The following is a 21,929-nucleotide window of genomic DNA, read 5'->3' as shown; positions in this document are numbered from 1 at the left end:
TAAGCCTCAGCTAACTTCTGCTGAGGAGGCACGCCTTGACGAACCCCTTCGACGACGACAACGGCCGGTTCTACGCCCTGGTCAACGACGAGGGCCAGTTCTCCCTGTGGCCCGTCTTCGCCGAGGTCCCGTCGGGCTGGCGAGTCGAGTTCGGCGAGGATTCGCGCCAGGCCTGCCTCGACTACATCGAGGCGAACTGGCGCGACCTGCGCCCGCTCAGCCTGGTCCGCGCGATGGACGGCGAGCCCGGCGCGTGACCTCGAGCGTCGAGGACGTCCTCCCGCTCACCCCGCTGCAGCAGGGCATGGTTTTCCACGCCCTGCTCGGAGACCGGACGGACGTCTACACGGTCCAGACCGTCCTCGAACTCGCCGAGGACGTCGATCCGGCCCGGATGCGGACGGCGGCCGAAGCACTCGTGCGCAGGCACGCCCCGCTGCGCACGGCCTTCCGCACGCAGTCCTCCGGGCAGTTCGTGCAAGTGGTCCGCCGGACGGTCGAAGTGCCGTTCCGCGTCGCCGGCCGGCTCGATCTCGACGCCGACCGCGCGGAGCCGTTCGACCTCGCCCGCCCGCCGTTGCTGCGGTTCACGCTGTCCGGGCGGACGCTGGTGCTCACCGCGCACCATCTCCTGTGGGACGGCTGGTCGGCGCCGATCCTGGTCCGCGAACTGCTCGCGCTCTACCGCGGCGAGCAGTTGCCGCCCGTGCGCCCGTTCCGCGACCACCTGGCCTGGCTGTCCAAACAGGACACCACGGCCGCCGAAGAGGCCTGGCGGACGGCGCTGTCGGGTCTCCCGGAACCTACGCTGGTCGGCCGGGAGACCTCGGGCTTCCCCCTTCGGAGCGAGTTCCGGTTCCCGGCCGCCGCGCTGGAGCGGACCGCGCGGCGGCACGGGCTGACGCTCAACGCCATCGTGCAGAGCGCGTGGGCGTTGACCCTCTCGGCGATGACCGGCCGCGACGACCTCGTGTTCGGAGCGACGGTTTCGGGCCGCGGCGCCGACCTGCCGGACGCCGCCTCGATGGTCGGCATGTTCATCAACACCGTCCCCGTGCGCGTCCGGCTCGACGGCGGCGAACCGCTCGCCGCGCTGGCCGCACGGGTGCAGGCCGAGCAGGCGCGGCTGCTGGAACACCAGCACCTAGGGCTCGCCGACATCCAGCGAGTGAGCGGCCACGCGACCCTGTTCGACACGCTCGTCGTCTTCGAGAGCTACCCGATGGACGCGGCGATCCCGTTGCTGGCGCACGTTTCCGTACGGGACTCGACGCACTATCCGCTCGCGCTCCTCGTCGTTCCCGGCGAGGAGCTGACGCTGCGGATCGATCACGACGTCGCCCAGTTTCCCGACGCAACCCCGATCGCCGAACGCTTCCAGGAGATCCTGCGCCGGTTCGCGGCAACACCTGAGCTGCCGGTCGCGCAACTGGACCTGCTGAGCACAGCCGAGCGGGAGGCGATCACTTCGCCGAACTCCACGCACGCCGCCGTTCCCGAGACGACGCTGGCCGAGTTGTTCGCAGCGCAGGCCGCTCGGACTCCCGATGCCGAAGCAGTGCGGTTCGACGGCGTCTCCCTGACTTACGCCGAACTCGACGCGAGGACGTCCGAGCTGGCTCGCGGGCTCGCAGCAGCCGGAGTCGGCCCGGACCGGATCGTCGGGGTCCGCCACGATCGTTCTCTCGACCTCGTCGTCTCGCTGCTCGCCGTGCTCAAGGCGGGCGGCGCGTACCTGCCTCTGGATCCGTCGTACCCGGCCGGGCGGCTGGACTTCATGATCGAGGACGCCCGGCCCGCGGTCGTCCTTCCCGCCGGGCTCGACGGCAGCGCCGAGATCACTCCCGCGAGTCCCGACGACGCGGCCTACGTCATCTACACCTCCGGCTCCACCGGCCGTCCCAAGGGCGTTGTCGTCAGCCATCGCGCGATCGTCAACCGCCTCCTGTGGATGCAGCACGAATACCGCCTCACCGCCGACGACCGGGTCCTGCAGAAAACCCCGTCCAGTTTCGACGTCTCCGTCTGGGAATTCTTCTGGCCGCTCATCACCGGCGCCACCCTCGTGCTCGCGAAACCGGACGGCCACAAGGACCCCGACTACCTCGCACACCTCATCGAAACCGAAGGCATCACGACCGTCCACTTCGTACCGTCGATGCTCCGCGCCTACGGCGACCGGCCGCTCCCCCGCCGCGTCATCACCTCCGGCGAAGCGCTGCCGCCCGAAATCGCGCGACCCGGCATCCACAATCTCTACGGCCCCACCGAAGCCGCCGTCGACGTCACGCATCACACGGTCTCCGACGGCGTGTCGATCGGCCGACCGGTGTGGAACACGACCGTCCACGTCCTCGACCCGTTCCTCCGGCCGGTCGCGCCGGGCGTGCCGGGCGTGCCGGGCGTGCCGGGCGTGCCGGGCGTGCCGGGAGAGCTGTACCTCGGCGGCGTCCAACTCGCCCGCGGCTACCTCAACCGCCCGGCACTGACCGCGTCGCGTTTCGTCGCCGCACCGAACGGGCAACGGCTCTACCGCACCGGCGATGTCGTCCGGTGGGAAAATGGTGCGCTGCAGTATCTCGGCCGGGCCGACGACCAGGTGAAGATCCGCGGCTTCCGCGTCGAGCTGGGCGCGGTCGAGGCCGCGCTCATCGCGCAACCAGGCGTGAACGCCGCCGCTGTCGCGGTCAGGGCGGAACTGCAGCAGCTCGTGGGTTACGTCGTGACCGACCCCGGCGTCAGGGTGGACCCCGCAGCGCTCGGCTTGCCCGAGCACGAAATCCCCGCCGTCATAGTTCCGCTCGACGCGCTTCCCTTGACACCCAGCGGAAAACTCGACCGCAAGGCATTACCCGAACCGCACCTCGAGGCCGGGGACACGCAAGCTCGTGATCCGCGAGAGGAAATCGTCGGCGAATTGTTCGCCGACGTCCTCGGCCTCGACAGCGTCGGCGCCGGTGATGATTTCTTCGCTCTCGGCGGTCATTCCCTGCTCGCGACCCGGCTCGTCAGCCGTCTGCGCCGGACGTTCGGGGTCGATCTGGCGCTGCGGGCGGTGTTCGACGCGCCGACCCCGGCCCGGCTCGCCCGCCTCCTCGACGACAGCGCCAGCCGTGCCCCGCTGACAACACAACACCGCCCAGCGGAGATCCCGCTTTCCGCCGCGCAGCGGAGCCTCTGGTTCCTGTACCAGGTCGACGGTCCGACGACGACTTACAACCTGCCGTTCGTCGCCCGTCTGACCGGACCGCTCGACGCCGACGCGCTCGACGCCGCACTCGTCGACGTCATCACGCGGCACGAAGCACTGCGGACGATCTTCCCCGGCACCGAGCCTCGCCAGGAAATTCTCGCCCCGCAACCCCTCGCGCGCGGCAAGGCCGATCACGCGTTCCGCCTCGACCAGGAACTCCCGATCCGCTACGACCTGCGCCGCACCGGACCGGACGAGCACGAGTTCACCCTGGTGGTCCACCACATCGCGGCCGACGAATGGTCCGCGCGTCCCCTCCTGCGCGATCTCGCGTCGGCGTACGCGGCACGAGTCGCAGGCACGGCGCCCGAGTGGTCGCCGCTGCCCGTGCAGTACGCCGACTACACGCTCTGGCAGCAGCAGCATTCCCGTGCCGACACCGAGTTCTGGACCCGGCAGCTAGCCGGGCTGCCCGAGGAGTTGCCGCTGCCGACGGACCGTCCGCGGCCCCCGCAACCCAGCGGCGAGGCTCGCAGCGTGCGCGTCGAACTGCCGGACACGCGTCGCCTCGCCCGGCGGTTCGGCGTCACCGAACTGATGGTGGGCCAGGCCGCGGTCGCGGTTCTGTTGCACCGTCTCGGCGCGGGCGACGACATTCCGCTCGGCACCCCGTCCGCCGGTCGCTCTGACGAAGCGCTCGACGACCTCGTCGGCTACTTCGTGAACACGCTGGTGCTGCGCACCGATCTGAGCGGGAGCCCGACGTTCCGCGAGTTGCTGGCTCGTGTCCGCGAGACCAACCTCAACGCGTACGCGCACCAGGAACTGCCGTTCGAGCACGTGGTTGAGGCGGTGAACCCGGCGCGGTCTCCGAATCGCCATCCGCTGTTCCAGACGATGGTGTCCCACCAAGAAGCAGGCGCCGCCCAACTCGAACTGCCCGGGATCGCAGTCACCCCGATCGACCCGGGTGTCACCGGTGCGAAGTTCGACCTCGCGTTCCACTTCGGACCCGGCGATTGCGCGATCTCCTACCGCACCGATCTGTTCGAGGAAGCCACCGTCGAGGCCTTCGGCAAGCGGCTGTCCATCCTCCTGACCGCCTTCGCGGCGAAACCGGACCTAGCCGTCGATCTGGTCGACGTGCTGGACGCCGCTGACCGGGCACAGTTGACCGCCTTCAACGATACCGCCGAGGACCGGCCCGCGACGACCCTGGCCGCGATGGTCGGGGAACAGGTCGACCGCAGCCCCGACGCGATCGCAGTCGAGTTCCACGACGAGCGGCTCACCTACGCCGAACTGGACGCGCGCGCGAATCACGTGGCGAAAGCCTTGCGGGACCTCGGAGTCGGCCCCGAGAAGACCGTCGGGATGCACTGGGAACGGTCGGTCGAGATGGTCGTCGGACTGCTCGGCGTCGAGAAGGCGGGCGGCGCGTTCGTCCCGCTTGAACCGTCCTGGCCGGCCCAGCGCATCGCGGAGGTCGGCAAAAGCTCTGCGCTCACGGCGATCCTCAGCGGGCCGGCGCACGACGGCCCGGTGCGCGGACTCGGCGTGCCGGTGGTGCACGTCGGCGCGGAGTCCACATCGGACCGAGTCGCCGCGGACGTCGATCCGGAAGGCCTGGCGTACGTCATCTACACGTCCGGCTCCACCGGGAAGCCCAAGGGCGCGATGATCCGCCACCGCGCGATCACGCACCGGCTGTTGTGGCAACGCGAAATGCTCGGCTTCGGACCGGGCGACGCGTCGCTGTTCAAGGCTCCGCTCGGCTTCGACATCTCGATCAACGAGATCTTCCTGCCTCTCGTCAACGGCGGGAAACTGGTCGTCGCCGAACCGGACGGCGAACGCGATATCGACTACCTGCTCGGCCTGATCGAGCGGCACGCGGTCACCTTCACCTACCTTCCTTCGTCCATTTTGGACCTGCTGCTGCAACTGCCGGACTTCGAGCGGAAAGCCCGTTCGCTCAAGCACGTGTGGTGCGGCGGCGAAGTGCTCACCCCGGAACTCTTCTCCCGGTTCCGCCGGGCCAGCGACGCGATCATGTACCACGGGTACGGGCCGGCCGAGGCGACGATCGGCGTCAGCCACGTCGTCTACCGCGGTCCGGAGGCGCTGCGCGGGGCGGTGTCGATCGGCAAACCGAACGGCAACACCCAGCTGTACGTGCTGGACCGGCGGCTGCTCCCGGCTCCCGTCGGGGTGCCAGGAGAGCTGTACGCCGCGGGCGTCTACCTCGGCCGCGGGTACCTCGGCGACCCGCGCCGCACCGCGGAACGGTTCGTCGCCAATCCGTTCGGGCCGCCCGGCGAGCGGCTTTACCGCACTGGCGACCTGGCCCGCTGGCAGCCCGACGGCAGCCTGGAGTTCCTGGGGCGCGCGGACAATCAGATCAAGATCCGCGGAATGCGCGTCGAACTCGAGGAAATAGAGGCTGTGCTCGAGCAGCACGAGCGGGTCCGTCGCGCGGTCGTGCTCGTGCGCGCCGACCGGCCCGGGCTGATCGGCTACTGCCTCGGCCCGGAGACCGACGGGATCGGCGACTGGCTGCGCGGCCGGCTGCCCGGCCACATGGTGCCGCAGCGGTTCGTGTTCCTCGACGAGTTCCCGCTGCTGCCGTCGGGGAAGGTAAACCGGAAGGCACTGCCGGTCCCCGAGGTCGAGGAAGCCGTCAGCCGCACGGCGATCACCGCGACCGAAAAGCTCCTCTGCGAACTGATGGCGGACCTGCTGAAACGGGACGAAATCGGGGCTGAGGACAACTTCTTCGCCCTGGGCGGCGACAGCATCCTGTCGATCCGCTTCGTCAGCAAGGTCCGCGCCGCCGGGTTTCAGCTGTCGCCGCGGCAGGTGTTCGAGCACCAGACAGCGGCGGCGCTGGCCAGAGTCTTGGACGCCTCGGCTGTCCCAATCCGGCACGACGACGGCGTTGGCGAGGTGCCGCTGACCCCGATCATGCGCTGGTGGGCCACCACCGGGGACACCACGATGAACCAGGCCGCACTCCTGCGCGTGCCCGAACCGTTCGCACCGGACGCCTTCGAGCAGGTGCTGCAGGACGTCCTCGATCATCACGATCTGCTGCGCGCCCGCCTCCGCGACGGCGTCCTGCAGGTGCCACTAACCGCGCGAGCACAGGTCGAGCGGGTCGACGGCCCGTACTCCGCCGCCAAGCACACGGAGCTCGTGTCCACGTTGGATCCGACGACGGCGATGCTTCGCGCGGTCGCCTTCGACGGACGGTTGCTGCTGGTGCTGCACCACCTCGTGGTCGACGGTGTCTCGTGGCGGATCCTTGCCGAGGATCTGGCCACTGCGTGGGAGGCCCGCGCGGCAGGACGTGCGCCGCAGCTCTCTCCAGTGCCGACGTCGTTCCGGACCTGGGCCCTCGCGACGACGGACCAGCCGGAGCCGACAGCCGGGCGCACGCTGCCTGTCGCGGGTCGCACGACCGTCCGGCTGACCGTCGACGCGACTCGGAAACTGCTGGACGCCAAGCACGCGCGAGTGCAGGAGACGCTGATTGCCGCGCTCGGCGCCGCACTCGGCCCGATCGAAATCGCGTTGGAGGCCCACGGCCGGGAGGAGCAGCTCGTAGCGGGCGCGGACCTCTCGCGCACGGTCGGCTGGTTCACCACGATGTTCCCGTTCCGGCTGGCAGAGTCGGTCAACGACGTGAAGGAACGCCTGCGCGCGGTCCCGAACAACGGCTTCGGGGCGAAGATCCCGGACTCCGGCGTGAGCTTCAACTACCTCGGCCGCTTCGAGATCGGGGACGGATATTGGGTCCCCGGCCCGGAGAAACTGCCCGAACCGCAGGTCCAGCACCGCCCGTTGCAGATTGACGCGCTCATCGAGGACGGACCGGTGCTCACCGCGACCTGGTCGTTCACCAGCCGCTACCGCAAGGACGAGGTCGACGGACTCGCCCGAGCCTGGGTGCGCGCGCTGACCGGCGAAAACGACGCCGGGCTCACCCCGTCCGACGTCCCGCTGGTGTCGCTGAACCAGGGACAGCTCGACAAGCTCGCGGCGAAATGGGGGAAGAAGTGATCGAGGACGTCCTGCCGCTTTCCCCGCTGCAGCAGGGAATGCTGTTCCACGCGGTCTACGACACCGGCGCCGAGGACGTCTACTGCGTCCAATCCGTCCTCAGCCTCGAGGGCACAGTGGACGGTCCGCGCCTGCGCGCAGCAGCCGAACAGCTGCTGGCCCGGCACTCCAACCTCCGCTCGGCCTTCGTGCACGAGGACGTCGACGAACCGGTCCAGGTCGTGCTGGATCAGGTCGAGCTGCCCTGGACCGAGACCGACGGCGACCTCGCGGCTGTTCTCGAACGAGACCGCGCACAGCGCTTCGTCCTCGACGAACCGCCGTTGCTGCGGTTCTCCCTGGTGCACCTCGGCGAAACCGAGCACCGGCTCGTCCTGACCAATCACCACATCCTGCTGGACGGCTGGTCGCTGCCGCTGCTGATCAGCGAACTGCTGCAGATCTACGGCGGCGCGAACCCGCCGAGCCCGCGGCCCTACCGCGACTACCTGGCTTGGCTGGCCGCACGCGACCGCGCCGACTCGGCGAAAGCGTGGACCGGCGCACTCGCCGGCGCCGAACCGACGCTCCTCGCGCCCGCCGCGTCGCGCGTGCCCACGCGGCCGGGCAAGATCCGCCTCGACCTGGCCGCGGACCGGCTCTACGCCCGCGCCCGGAAGCTGGGACTCACGGTGAACACCGTGATCCAGGGGCTGTGGGGCCAGGTGCTCGGGCGGCTGACCGGCCGCGACGACGTGGTGTTCGGCGCGACCGTGTCCGGCCGTCCGGCCGATCTGTCCGGTGCGGACTCGATGGTCGGACTGTTCATCAACACGGTCCCCGTGCGAGTACGTACCGAGGCACCGCTGAGCGAACTGCAGGCCGAGCAGTCGAAGCTGCTCGACCACCACTACCTCGGACTGACCGAAATCCAACGCGCCGCGGGCGCCGGGGACCTGTTCGACACGCTCATCGTGTTCGAGAACTACCCCATCGACGCAGCCGCGGTCAGCGACAGCGAGCGCGCCGCCGGGCTCCGCATCACCGGCGTCGAGGTCGACGACGCGACGCATTACCCGCTCACGCTCGCCGTGGCCGCGGAGGAACAGCTCTCCGTCACCTTCGAGTACCGGCCCGATGTTTTCGACCACGCTTGGCTCGCCACGCTCGCCCAGTACTTCACCCGCGCCGTCGAGAGCTTCGCCGACGGCAGGCCGTTCGAGCTGCTGTCCGAAGCCGACCTGCGCAGTCTCGCCGAATTCGGCACGGGCAAGCGTTTGCGGACCGAGCCGACGACGATGTCCGAGGTCTTCGAAGCGCAGGCCCGGACGACTCCGGACGCGACGGCCATCGTGTCCGGCGCCGACCGGCTGACGTTCGCGCACGTCAACGCCCGAGCCAACGCCATCGCCCGCAAGCTGGTCGACCAAGGCGCCGGGCCCGAGAAAATCGTCGCGCTCCGGCTGGCCCCCGGCCCGGAAATGATCATCGCGCTGCTTGCGGTGTTCAAGGCAGGCGCCGCGTACCTGCCGCTGGACCCGGACTGGCCCGACGAGCGCATCGACGTGATGCTGGCCGACTCGCGGCCCGTCGTGACCCTGACCGAACTCCCGCCCGGCACCGGCGAGAATTTCCCGCAGCGCGCCCGCCCCGAAAACCCGGCGTACGTCATTTACACGTCCGGCTCGACGGGTGTGCCGAAAGCGGTCGTCGTACCGCACCGGTCGATCGCGAACCTGCTGATCAGCCATCGCACGGACCTGTTCGATCCGGCGCGGGCCCAGGTCGGACGGCCGCTGCGGGTCGCGCACGCGTGGCCGATGGCTTTCGACGCGTCCTGGCAGCCGATGCTGTGGCTGTTCGCCGGCCACGAGCTGCACCTCGTGCCGCCGGACGTCCGCCGCGACGCCGACCTGCTTCGTGCCTTCCTCCGCGAGCACGAGATCGAGTTCGTCGAGTTGTCGCCCTCGCTGCTGACGCAGGTCGCGGCCGAGCCATGGCGGGGTTCGCTCAAGGTGCTCGGCGTCGGCGGCGAAGCCGTGCCGGGCGAGCTGTGGCGTGCGCTGCGGGACGAACCCGGCCTGGCCGTCTACAACCTGTACGGCCCGACTGAGTGCACTGTGGACTCCGCCGCGGCCGATTTCGCCGACAGCCCAACGCCTTCCATCGGATCACCAGTCGGCAATGCCCGCGCATACGTCCTCGACCGGCGGCTCCGGCCGTGTCCGATCGGCGTCGAAGGCGAGCTGTACCTGGCGGGCGCCGGCCTGGCCCGCGGTTACCTCGGCCGTCCGGGCACGACGGCGGAACGGTTCGTAGCCGATCCGTTCCACGGCGGCCGCATGTACCGGACCGGCGACATCGCGCGGTGGACCGCCGGCGGGTTCCTCGAATGCCTCGGCCGGGTCGACGACCAGGTCAAGATCCGTGGGTTCCGCATCGAACCCGGGGAAATCGAGGCGGTGCTGTCCCGGGACGACCGGGTCGAGCGCGCCGTCGTCGTCCCGCGCGAGGACGCGCCCGGCGTGCGCCGGCTGGTCGCGTATGTCGTGCTCCGCCGGGGCGGCGTCGACGGCCTCCGCGAACGGGTCGCGGCGAGCCTGCCGGAGTACCTGGTCCCGTCAGCGGTCGTCGCGGTCGATTCCTTCCCGTTGACCCGCAACGACAAACTCGACGTCAAGGCGTTGCCCGCCCCGGAGTACCACGGCACCACGCGAGAGCCGGAGACCGCCAACGAAGCCCGCCTCGCCGAACTGTTCGCCGAAGTGCTGGGTGTTTCGCGAGTCGGCGCGGACGACAGTTTCTTCGCTCTCGGCGGCGACAGCATCGTCTCGATGCGGCTGGTCGGCAAAGCCCGCGCAGCCGGCTTCGGGTTCAGCCCGCGTGACGTCTTCGAGCGCCGGACGGTCGCCGAACTGGCCCGCGTCGCCGGTGCCGCGCCGGTCCGGCGCGACCCGGATGCCGGGATCGGCGACGTCCCGCTGACGCCCATGCTCTCCTGGCTCACGCACAACCGGCCGTACGACCGGCTCAGCCAGGCCCGCCTCGTCTGCACTCCCCCGGACCTCACCCGCGAACGCCTCACCGAACTGCTGCAAACCCTCCTCGACCGGCACGACGTCCTGCGGTCGACTTTCGACGGTTCCTTCACCGTCCGCCCGCGCGGCGCCGTGCAGGCGCGGGTGCAGCGGGTCGAGCTGACCGACGTCGCCGCGCAGCTGCCGGAAGTCATGGAGGCAGAGCTGGGCGAACTCGACCCCGCGGCGGGCGAGATGGCCCGTTTCGTGTGGTTCGACGGCGGTCCCGGCCGCGACGGACGGCTGCTGCTCCTGCTGCACCACCTCGTGGTCGACGCCGCGTCCTGGGGCATCCTCGTGCCCGAACTCGCCGACCTGTGGGCCGGACGCGAGCTGCCGCCGCTTGGCACCTCGTTCCGGGAATGGGCGAACGCGCTGCCCGAAGCGGCGCGGGCGAAAACCAGCGAACTCGGGATGTGGCGCGACATCCTCTCCGGGCCGGACCCAGTGCTCGGCACCCGGCGTCTCGACCCGGCGGTCGACACCCGCGCCACGGTGCGGTCGATCCGCACCGTCCTCGACGAGGACCTGACGCAAGCGCTGCTCACGGCCGTGCCCGAGCGGCTCGGCGCCCCGATCGACGTCATCCTGCTCACCGCGTTCGCGCGCGCCGTCGAGCGGTGGCGCGGCGAACCAGGCCCAGTCCTGCTGGCGGTGGAAAACCACGGCCGGGAAGAGCAAATCGTGCCGCGGGCGGACCTGTCCGGCACCGTCGGCTGGTTCACCAGCGTGCATCCGGTCCGGCTCGACCCGGCCGACGTACCCACTGTTGCCGCGCAATTGGCGTTGCCGGACAAAGGAATCGGGCACGGATTGCTGCGCTACGTCAACCCGGACACCGCGGCCGAACTCGCCGCGCTGCCCGAACCGCAGATCGAGGTCAACTACCTCGGCCGGTTCACCTCGGGCGAGACGAGCGGCGCCCCGTGGTCCGGAGCCCCCGAAGCCGGCGCGATGGGCGGCGGCGCCGACGCCGCCCAGCCGGCCCCGTACTGCCTGGTTCTGAACTGTCTGGTCGACGGAGCCGCGCTGCATGCCGACTGGCAGTGGCCCGGCGCGCTCTTCACCGACGACCGGATCCACGCCCTTTCCGCGGCGTGGTTCGACGCCCTCAAGGAGATTTCCGGTGAGTGACCTGGCCGCCCGCAAACGCGAGCTGCTCCGCCGCCGCCTCGCCGAGGCCGGGCTCGCGAGCACGGCGCAGATCCCGAAGCGCGACCGCGAGGACGACCTGCCCTTGTCGTCCGCTCAGTCGCGGATGTGGTTCCTGCAGCAGCTCGAACCGGGCACCGCCGCGTACAACGTGTGCCTCGCCATCGACCTTCGCGGCGATCTCGACCGCCCCGCACTGCAACGCTCGTTCCAGCGTCTCGTGGAACGCCACGAGATCCTCCGCACCCGGTACCTGCCCGGCGCCGACGGGGAGCCCCGGCAAGTGGTGGACCCGTTCGCGGTCGTCACGATGGCGGAAACGGACCTGCGAGGTCTGCCGGCCGACCGGCGCGACGCCGCGGTGGAGTCGTCCGCACGCGAGGAATCCGCGCACGGCTTCGACCTCGCGAAGGAACACTCGCTGCGGCTGAAGCTGTTGCGTCGCGCGGACAACGACTACGTGCTGGTCCTGACGGTGCACCACATCGCGTGGGACGGTTTCACCTTCAACGCGCTCTCGCACGACCTGTCCGCGCTTTACCGCGAGGACACCACCGGCCGACCGGCCGGGCTCGAACCGCTTCCCGTGCAGTACGCGGACTTCGCGCTGTGGCAGCGGAAAACGTTCACCGACGACCGTCTCGCCAAGGACCTCGACTACTGGCGCGCGGCGCTCGACCCGATGCCGGAAAGCCTTCCGCTGCCGACCGACTTCCCGCGCCCGGCAACGCGATCGAGCCGCGGCGACCGTCGCATGAGGACGTTCGGCACGGACGTGACCGAGCGCGTCACGGCGTTCGCCCACGACCGCGGCGTCACGCCGTTCATGGTGGTCTTCGCCGCGTATGCCGCGCTGCTGCACCGCTACACCGGTGCGACGGACGTGCCGATCGGATCGGCGTCGATGAACCGCGACGCCGGCGAGGTCGAACGGCTCGTCGGAAACTTCGGCAACACCCTCGTGCTGCGCGCGGATCTGTCCGGGCAGCCCTCGTTCGCCGACCTGGTCTCGCGGGTGCAACGCGTCTGCACCGACGGTTACGCACACCAGGACCTGCCGTTCGACGTGCTCGTCGAAAAGCTGCGGCCGCCGCGCACGGCCGGGCGTTCGGTGCTGTTCGACGTCATGCTGTTGTTCCTCGCGCAAGGTCTGCGAGGATTCGACTTTCCGGGCATCGAGACAGCCTGGCGGACGGTGCACAACGACACCACGCAGTTCGATCTCGCGCTGGAGGCTTTCCTCGCCGGCGGCCGGATGCGGATCGAGGCGACCTACTCGACCGACCTGTACGCGGCGCCGACGATCGACCGGTTCCTGGACCATCTCGAGTCGTTGCTGCGGCATGCGTTGGCCGCACCGGACACGCCCGTCGCCCGGCTGGCGTACCACTCCGCGGAAATCCCGGCCGGGCGCTCAGCGGAGGCGCCGGAGACGACTCTCGCCGAACTGTTCGCCTCCCAAGCCGCACGCACTCCGGACGCCGAAGCTGTGCGTTTCGGCAGCGACTCGCTCACCTATGCCGAACTCGACGCCAAGGCCGCCGGCCTCGCCGGACAGCTCGCCGCGGCAGGTGTCGGCCCGGAACGGATCGTCGGCATCCGCCAAGACCGTTCGCTCGACCTGATCGTCTCGCTGCTGGCCGTGCACAAGGCAGGCGGCGCGTATCTGCCGCTCGACCCGTCCTACCCGGCGGACCGGCTGGAGTTCATGATCGAGGACGCCCAGCCTGCCGTCGTTCTCCCCTGCCCGCTCGAAAACAGCGTCGAAACCACACCCGCGAGCCCGGACAACGCGGCCTACGTCATCTACACCTCCGGCTCCACCGGACGCCCGAAAGGCGTAGTCGTCACGCATCGCGCGATCGTCAACCGCCTGCGGTGGATGCAGCACGAATACCACCTCACCGCCGACGACCGGGTCCTGCAGAAGACCCCGTCCAGCTTCGACGTCTCCGTGTGGGAATTCTTCTGGCCGCTCATCGCCGGCGCCACCCTGGTCCTCGCGAAGCCCGGCGGCCACAAAGACCCCGACTACCTCGCCGAACTCATCACCCGCGAACGCATCACGACTGTCCACTTCGTCCCGTCGATGCTCCGCGCCTACGGCGACCGGCCGCTGCCCAAGCGAGTCATCACCTCCGGCGAAGCACTCCCCTCCGACCTGGCACTGCCGCAGCTGCACAACCTCTACGGCCCGACCGAAACCGCCGTCGACGTGACGTACTGGCCAGCCGTCGAGGGCGCCGGAACCGGCATCGTCCCGATCGGACGTCCGGTATGGAACACGCGGCTCCACGTGCTGGACTCAGCTCTCCAGCCGGTGCCGCCGGGAGTCGAGGGAGAGCTGTACCTCGCCGGAGTCCAGCTCGCCCGCGGCTACCTCAACCGCCCGGCGCTGACGGCGTCCCGCTTCGTCGCCGCACCGAACGGGCAACGGCTCTACCGCACCGGCGACCTCGTGCGCTGGCGCGCGGACGGCGTGGTCGAGTTCGTCGGCCGCGCCGACGACCAGGTCAAGCTCCGCGGCTTCCGGATCGAACTCGGCGAGGTCGAAGCCGCGCTCACCGCGTTGCCCCGGATCACCGGCGCGGCCGTCGTGCTGCGGCCGGAACAGCAGCAGCTCGTCGCCTACATCGTCGGCGACGCGACCGGCGCCCGGCACGCGCTGGCGAAGACGTTGCCGGACCACCTGATCCCCTCGGTCGTCGTCGAACTGGACGAACTTCCCCTTTCCCCCAGCGGAAAACTCGACCGCCGCGCGCTGCCCGCCCCGACCTCCGCGGTCACCGACGACGAGCCCGGCACCGAACGGGAACGCGCGCTGGCCATGCTCTTCGCCGACCTGCTCGGACTCGACCGCGTCGGCGTGCACGACGATTTCTTCGCGCTCGGCGGGCATTCTCTGCTCGCCACGAAACTGGTCGGCCGGGCCCGCGCCGAACTCGGCGCGGAACTGACGATCGGCACCGTCTTCGACGCGCCCACTGTCGCCAGGCTGGCCGCGATCCTGGACGACAGAGGCAAGACCCGCCCAGCCCTCACTCCGATGACCCGGCCGCGCCGTCTGCCGTTGTCGTTCGCGCAGCAGCGGCTGTGGTTCCTCTACCGGCTCGAAGGCGCGAGCGCGACCTACAACGTGCCGTTCGCGGTCCGTCTCGACGGCCAGCTCGACGTCGACGCCCTTCGCGCCGCGCTGTCCGACGTGGTCGGACGGCACGAGGTGCTGCGCACGATCTACCCGGAGTTCGAGGGCAAGCCCTACCAGCAGGTGCTCGGCTGGACGCCGACCCTGGCCATCGGCGGGACCGTGCGCGAAGCGGCGCAGCGCGCGTTCGAACTGGACAGAGAGCCGCCGTTCGAAGCCCGGCTGATCCGGGATGGCGACAGTCACGTGCTTTCCCTGCTCACGCACCACATCGCATCCGACGGCTGGTCGACCGAACGTCTCGTCGCCGACCTCACCACCGCCTACGCCGCGCGGTGCGCGGGCCGGCGCCCGGCGTGGACCCCGTTGCCGGTCCACTACGCCGACTACGTCCTGTGGCAACGGGACCTGCTGGGCAACGACGCCGACCCGGACAGCCTGGCCTCGACCCAGCTCGAGTACTGGCGGACCGCGCTCGCGGACCTGCCGGAAGAACTCCCGTTGCCGACGGACCGTCCACGGCCCGCGACCGCGAGCTTCGCCGGGGACGCCGTCCGGTTCCAGCTTTCCGCTGAAACCCGCGCCGCGCTGCACAAGCTGGCCCGCGAAACGGGATCAACCGTCTTCATGACCGTGCAGGCCGCGTTCGCGGCGTTGCTCGGCGCCCTCGGGGCGGGTGACGACATTCCGATCGGCAGCCCGGTCGCGGGCCGCACCGACGCCGCCCTCGACAGCCTGGTCGGCTTCTTCGTCAACACGCTGGTCCTGCGCACGGATCTGACCGGCGACCCGACGTTCCGGCAGCTCGTGGACCGGGTGCGCCGGACCGACCTCGACGCGTTCGCGCATCAGGATCTGCCGTTCGAGCGGATCGTCGAAGCCGTCAACCCAGCGCGCTCGCTCGGCAAGCACCCGCTGTTCCAGGTCATGTTCGCCTACCAGCAGGCCGCCGCGGAGACCGCACCGTTCGGCGAGGCGGCGCTGCGCGAGGAGCACGTCGGCTTCTACGCGGCACGGACAGACCTGTCGTGCCACCTGTTCGAGCACGCGGGCGGCATCGACGGCTGGCTGGTCTACAGCCGCGACCTGTTCGATCAGTCCACTGTGGACGACATGGCGACCCGGTTCGTCCGCTACACGGAGTCTCTCGTCACCGAACCGGACCGGCCGCTCTCGGCGACCACCGTGCTGACCGAGGGCGAACGGGTCCTGGAATTCCCCGCCGCCGAAGTGCCGGAAACGACGCTGGCCGAACTGTTCGCCGCCCAGGTCTCCCGCACGCCAGACGCCGAGGCCGTCCGCTTCGGCAGGGATTCGCTGACCTACGCCCAACTCGACGCCCGAGCCACCGACCTCGCCGAGCAACTCTCCGCCGCGGGCGTCGGCCCGGACCAGATCGTCGGCATCCGCCAAGACCGCTCGCTCGACCTGGTCGTCTCCTTGCTCGCCGTGCTGAAGGCAGGCGGCGCGTATCTGCCGCTGGACCCGTCCTATCCCGCGGAACGACTGGACTTCATGATCGAAGACGCCCAGCCGGTGGCGGTTCTGCCCGCCGCGCTGGAAGGCAGGGCGGAACCGGCCGGGGCGAAACCTGACGACGCGGCATACGTCATCTACACCTCCGGCTCCACCGGCCGTCCCAAGGGCGTTGTCGTCAGCCATCGCTCGATCGTCAACCGCCTCCTGTGGATGCAGGACCGCTACGGTCTCACCGCCGACGACCGGGTCCTGCAGAAAACCCCGTCCAGCTTCGACGTCTCCGTCTGGGAATTCTTCTGGCCGCTCATCACCGGCGCGACCCTCGTGCTCGCGAAACCAGACGGCCACAAGGACCCCGACTACCTCGCACACCTCATCCAAACCGAAGACATCACCACCGTCCACTTCGTCCCCTCGATGCTCCGCGCCTACGGCGACCGCCCGCTGCCGGAACGCGTGATCACCTCCGGCGAAGCTCTCCCCGCCGATATCGCGAAACCCGGCATGCACAACCTCTACGGCCCCACCGAAACCGCCGTCGACGTCACCCACCACACGGTCACCGACCAGGTCGCCATCGGCCGCCCGGTGTGGAACACGCAAACCCACGTCCTCGACCGCCTGCTGCGGCCCGTGCCGCCGGGCGTGCCGGGAGAGCTGTACCTCGGCGGCGTCCAACTCGCCCGCGGCTACCTCAACCGCCCAGCGCTCACCGCGTCCCGCTTCGTCGCCGCACCGAACGGGCAACGGCTCTACCGCACCGGCGACCTGGTGAAACGCGACCGCGAGGGAGTCCTGCACTACCTCGGCCGCACCGACGACCAAGTCAAACTCCGCGGGTTCCGGATCGAACTCGGCGAGATCGAAGCCGCACTCGCCGCGGAGGACGGCGTCGACGTGGCTGCCGTCGTGGTCCGAGACGAGCGGCTCGTCGCCTACGTCGTCGGCACGGCGCCGGACCTCCGCGCGAAGCTGCCCGAACACCTGGTGCCCGCCGCGATCGTCGAACTCGACCGCCTCCCGCTCACCTCAAACGGCAAGCTCAACCGGAAAGCCCTCCCCGACCCGGACTTCACCGCGCGCACCGGTTCCGCGAAACCCCGCACCGAACGCGAACGCCTGCTGTGCCAGCTGTTCGCCGAAACATTGCAGCTGCCCGAAATCGGCGTGCACGACAGTTTCTTCGAGCTGGGCGGCGACAGCATCGTCTCGGTCCAGCTGGTGAGCCGCGCCCGCAAGGCCGGAATTTCGCTCACCCCGCGCCAGGTCTTCGAGCACCGGACCCCCGCCGGGCTCGCGGCGGCCGGCGACTTCACCGTCCACGCCGACGTCCCGCACGGCCGGGTCGCGCCGACCCCGATCATGCGGTACCGCGGGCTGTTCCAGGCGATGCTGCTGACCGCCCCGCCCGGCCTCACCGAACCCGGGCTCGTCCGGACCGTGCAGGCGGTACTGGACCGGCACGACCTCCTCCGCGCCCGCTGGGACGGCGAAACCCTGGTCGTGCCGGCGGAATCCTTCGACGCCGCCGAGATCGTCACCCGAGCTGCCGGATCGCTGGACGACGAACTGCTCGCCGCCCGCGACCGGCTCGACGACGACCGGCTCGTCCAGGTCGTGCGGTTCGACGACCGCGTGCTGATCGTCGCCGACCACTTGGTCGTGGACGGCGTCTCGTGGCGGATCCTCCTCGACGACCTCGCCGAAGCCTGGCAGGGCCGGGAACTGGTCCGCACCGGCACGTCGTTCCGGCGCTGGAGCGAACTGCTCCGGGAACAGGACCGCAGCGGCGAACGCGAGCTCTGGCACAGCATTCTCGACGGCGCCGACCCGGTGCTGCCGCTCACCGACGCCGTGCCCGAGCACGCCGAATGCACGGCGCCACTGCCGGTCGGAGACGTCGAGCAGGCGCTGCTCACCGCGCTCGGGCGCACGCTCGACCGCGACAACGCGGTCATCGCCGTCGAACGACACGGCCGAGAGGAACAGATCGCGCCCGGCGTGGACCTGTCCGCGACCGTCGGCTGGTTCACCGCCGTCTTCCCCGTCCGAACCTCGGGCAGCGTCCACCGGCTGCCCGACGGCGGACTCGGCTACGGGCTGCTGCGGCCGTTCGACCTGCCCGAGCCGACGATCGTGCTGAACTACCTGGGCCGGGTGGACACCGGCGACGGCACTCCGTGGTCGGTCGCTCCCGAGGCGCCGATGCTGCGGGTGCCGCCCCGGCCGGGCCGGACCCCCGACTGGGCGCTGGAGATCAACGCCGCCGCCGTGAACGGCGAACTGCGGATTTCCCTGACCGGGCAGACCGACGTGCGCACGCTGGCCGCGCGCTTGCGGGACGCGCTCGCCGGCGGCGGACCCGCGTTGGACCTTTCCCTGGTGGACCTCAGCCAGGACGACATCGACGAGTTCGAAGAGGAGCTGGGCACGTGGTGAACGAGCAGCCGACGGCGGGAGACCTCCTGCGGGACGTCACCGGCCTCCTTGGCCCCGAGGCCGCCGACCTGTCCGAAGAGGACAGTCTGATCGAATGGGGCCTGGACTCGATCGCGCTCATGCAGGTCGCGAATGCCTGGCGGCGGCGCGGGATCAAGGTGAGCTTCGCCGAACTGGCGAAAACCCCGACGCTCGCCGGCTGGCGCAGGGTGCTGGCGGAGGCGTCCGGGGTCGCCCCGGAGCCCGTCGCGGCGGTCGAGGTGGACGAGTCCGCGCCGTTCCCGCTCGCGCTGATGCAGCACGCTTACTGGATCGGCCGCGACGAGGAGACGACGCTCGGCTCGGTCGCCGCGCACCTGTACGTGGAATTCGACGGCGAGGGCGTCGATCCGGTCCGGCTCGAAGCCGCGGTCGGAAAACTCGTTCAGCGCCACGGGATGCTGCGCGCGACCTTCGACGACGACGGCAGGCAGCGAATCCTTGCCGACCGGGCGCAACCCGCTCTTCTCGTGCACGACATCACCGACGATGCCGAGCTCGAGCAGATCCGCGACCAGTCCTCCCACGCCCGCCTCGACGTCGCCCGCGGCGAGGTCTTCCGCATTCAGTTGAGCCGTCTTCGCGACGGGCGCACGCGGCTGCACGTGGACGTGGACATGCTCGCCGCCGACGCGTTGAGCTACCGCGTGCTGCTCGCCGACCTCGCCCGGTTCTACGAAGGCGCCGAGCCGGAACCGATCGGCTACAGCTACCCGCGTTACCTCGCCGAACGGGAACCGGCCCGCGCGGCCGACCACGCCCGCGCCAAGGATTGGTGGCAGCAGCGGATCCCGTCCCTGCCGTCGGCCCCTGAGCTGCCGCTGGTGCCGGAGAACGAGCGCGGCGACGCGACCCGGGTGACGCGGCGGCACCACTGGCTCGCACCAGAGGGCCGCAAACAGCTGGCCGCCCGGGCGCACGAGCACGGGCTGACCCCGGCGATGGTGGTCGCGACCGCGTTCGCCGAGACGCTTTCGGCGTGGAGCGGGCAGCCCCGGTTCCTGCTCAACGTCCCGATGTTCGACCGCGAGAGCACGCATCCGGAAGTGGACCGGCTGGTCGGCGACTTCACCGGCTCCGTCCTGCTGGACGTGGACTTGTCCGCCGAAGCGTCCTTTGCCGATCAGGCGAAGGCGTTGCAGGAGCGGATGCATACCGGCGCCGCGCATGCCGCGTACTCCGGGGTCGAGGTGTTGCGGGATCTGTCGCGGTACCAAGGCGAACAGGTCCTCGCACCGGTCGTGTTCACCAGCGCGCTCAACCTCGGCGAACTGTTCGACGCGGACGTCCGCCGGCTCTTCGGCGAAGCGGTCTGGATCGTCTCGCAAGGCCCGCAAGTGTTGCTCGACGCGCAGGTCACCGAGGTCAACGAAGGACTGCTGATCAACTGGGACGTGCGCGAGAACGCGTTCCCGGCCGGGCTGATCGACGACATGTTCGCCGCGTTCCACAGGCTCGTCACACAACTCGGGCAGGACGATGACGTTTGGGAGCGGCCGGTCGGCGGCGCGTTGCCCGCCGCGCAGGCGAGAACCCGCGCGAAGGCCAACGCCACCGCCGGACCTCGCAGCAAAAAACTGTTGCACCAAGGCTTTTTCGAGCACGCACGACGGGAACCGGATGCCGTCGCGCTGGTGTGGGCCAAAAATGGCCAGCTGACCTACGGCGAACTGGCGGACAAGGCGTTGCGCGTCGCCGCGGGGCTGAACGTCCGGCCCGGCGACGCTGTCGGCATCACGCTGCCGAAGGGACCGGACCAGATCGCCGCCGTGCTCGGCGTGCTCGCGGCCGGGGCCGCGTACGTGCCTATCGGTGTCGACCAGCCGCCCGCCCGCGCCGACCGGATCCGCCGCGTCGCGGGCATCCAAGCGACACTGACCACTGTGGACACCACGGCCGAACTGCTCGCCGAACCGGTTGTCGGCGACCCGGAATCAATCGCGTACGTGCTGTTCACCTCCGGCTCCACCGGTGAGCCCAAGGGCGTCGAGGTGCCGCACCGCGCGGCGATGAACACCATCGAAGACCTCAACGAGCGCTTCGGGATCGGCCCCGGGGACCGCTGTCTCGCGGTGTCCGCGTTGGACTTCGACCTGTCCGTCTATGACATCTTCGGCCTGTTCAGCGCGGGCGGCGCGGTCGCGCTCGTCGAGGAGGACGACCGCAAGGACGCGCGGGCGTGGGCCGAACTGGTCGCCGACCGGGGCGTCACGCTGGTCAACTGCGTGCCCGCATTGCTGGACATGCTCCTTGTCTCGGCCCGGCCGGGCGAGCTGGCCGGGCTGCGCACGGTGCTCCTCGGCGGTGACTGGGTCGGCACCGACTTGCCCGGCCGCGTCGCCGCGCACGCGCCCCGCTGCCGGTTCGCCGGACTCGGGGGCACGACGGAAACCGCGATCCATTCGACGGTCTGCGAAGTGCACGGCGTTGCCGCGCACTGGCGTTCGGTCCCGTACGGCACCCCGCTGCGCAATGTCGCCTGCCGCGTGGTCGACAGCCGCGGCCGAGACTGTCCGGACTGGGTCGGCGGCGAACTCTGGATCGGCGGCGACGGCGTCGCCCGCGGCTACCGCGCCGACCCCGAACGCACCGCAGACCGCTTCGTGGACCACGACGGGCAACGCTGGTACCGCACCGGCGACCTGGCGCGCTACTGGCCGGACGGCACTCTCGAATTCCTCGGCCGCCGCGACCACCAAGTCAAGGTGCGCGGCGTCCGGATCGAACTCGGAGAAGTCGAAGCCGCGCTGGCGGAGCACCCGGACGTCCGGCGCGGCATCGCCGGAGTCGCGGGCAACCAGCTGGTCGCCGCGGTCGCCGGGGCGGTCACGCCGGACGAGGTGCGCGAATTCGCCCGGACCATCCTGCCGCCGCACATGGTCCCGTCCCGCGTCGTCGTGCTGGACGAACTGCCCTTGACCGCGAACGGCAAGGTCGACCGCCGCGCCGTCGCCGCGCACTGGACCGCGGAAACCGACTCCTACGAGGCCCCGCAGTCCGCCTTGGAACAGGTGCTCGCGAAGGTCTGGGCAGAGGTCCTTGAGGTCGACCGCGTCGGCGTGGACGATCCATTCTTCGCGCTGGGCGGGGATTCCGTGCTCGCGACCATGATCGTCGGCCGCCTCCGGGAAGCCCTCGACAGCACCGAAGTGACGGTCCGGACGCTGTTCGCGACCCTCACCGTCGGCGGGATGGCCGCGCGCCTGCTCGCCGAAGAATCCGTCCCAGGCCGGCTGGCCCAGGTGGCTGAGATCTACCTGGAGGTCGAAGCGCTCACCGAGTCCGATGTAGACGCTGAACTCGCCTGACCGAAAAACAGGCCCGGCACCGGATTTCCGGTGCCGGGCCTGTTTCGCTTGCCCGG

At 70.3% G+C, this 21,929-nt stretch carries 5 protein-coding genes; all 5 read left to right on the top strand.

The features are described 5' to 3' along the window. Positions 1 to 35 precede the first annotated feature (35 nt). Genes SSMG_RS12765 through SSMG_RS12745 form a run of 5 tightly spaced genes read left to right on the top strand, consistent with a single transcriptional unit; the run spans position 36 to position 21,873 of the window. Positions 36 to 257: an MbtH family protein gene (locus SSMG_RS12765; RefSeq protein ID WP_009076314.1), complete on the top strand. Its 222-nt coding sequence runs from the start codon at positions 36 to 38 to the stop codon at positions 255 to 257. Next, positions 254 to 7,255: a non-ribosomal peptide synthetase gene (locus SSMG_RS12760; RefSeq protein WP_009076313.1), complete on the top strand. Its 7,002-nt coding sequence runs from the start codon at positions 254 to 256 to the stop codon at positions 7,253 to 7,255. The genes SSMG_RS12765 and SSMG_RS12760 overlap by 4 nt, the downstream gene beginning before the upstream one ends. Next, positions 7,240 to 11,445 carry a non-ribosomal peptide synthetase gene (locus SSMG_RS12755; RefSeq protein ID WP_009076312.1) on the top strand — a complete coding sequence of 1,402 codons (4,206 nt, stop codon included), beginning with the start codon at positions 7,240 to 7,242 and terminating at the stop codon, positions 11,443 to 11,445. Before SSMG_RS12760 ends, SSMG_RS12755 begins: the two co-directional genes overlap by 16 nt. Further along, positions 11,438 to 18,526, top strand: coding sequence for a non-ribosomal peptide synthetase (locus tag SSMG_RS12750; RefSeq protein WP_009076311.1), 7,089 nt, complete (start codon positions 11,438 to 11,440; stop codon positions 18,524 to 18,526). The genes SSMG_RS12755 and SSMG_RS12750 overlap by 8 nt, the downstream gene beginning before the upstream one ends. After that, a complete protein-coding gene (locus SSMG_RS12745) occupies positions 18,520 to 21,873 on the top strand; it encodes a non-ribosomal peptide synthetase (protein WP_009076310.1) in 3,354 nt (1,117 codons plus the stop codon). Before SSMG_RS12750 ends, SSMG_RS12745 begins: the two co-directional genes overlap by 7 nt. Positions 21,874 to 21,929: the final 56 nt, after the last annotated feature.

Origin of the sequence: Streptomyces sp. AA4, from assembly GCF_000158875.1 — a bacterium.
Taxonomy (GTDB): domain Bacteria; phylum Actinomycetota; class Actinomycetes; order Mycobacteriales; family Pseudonocardiaceae; genus Amycolatopsis.
The sequence above is the reverse complement of the archived record's forward strand: the minus strand, read 5'-3'. Positions and strand labels throughout refer to the sequence as shown.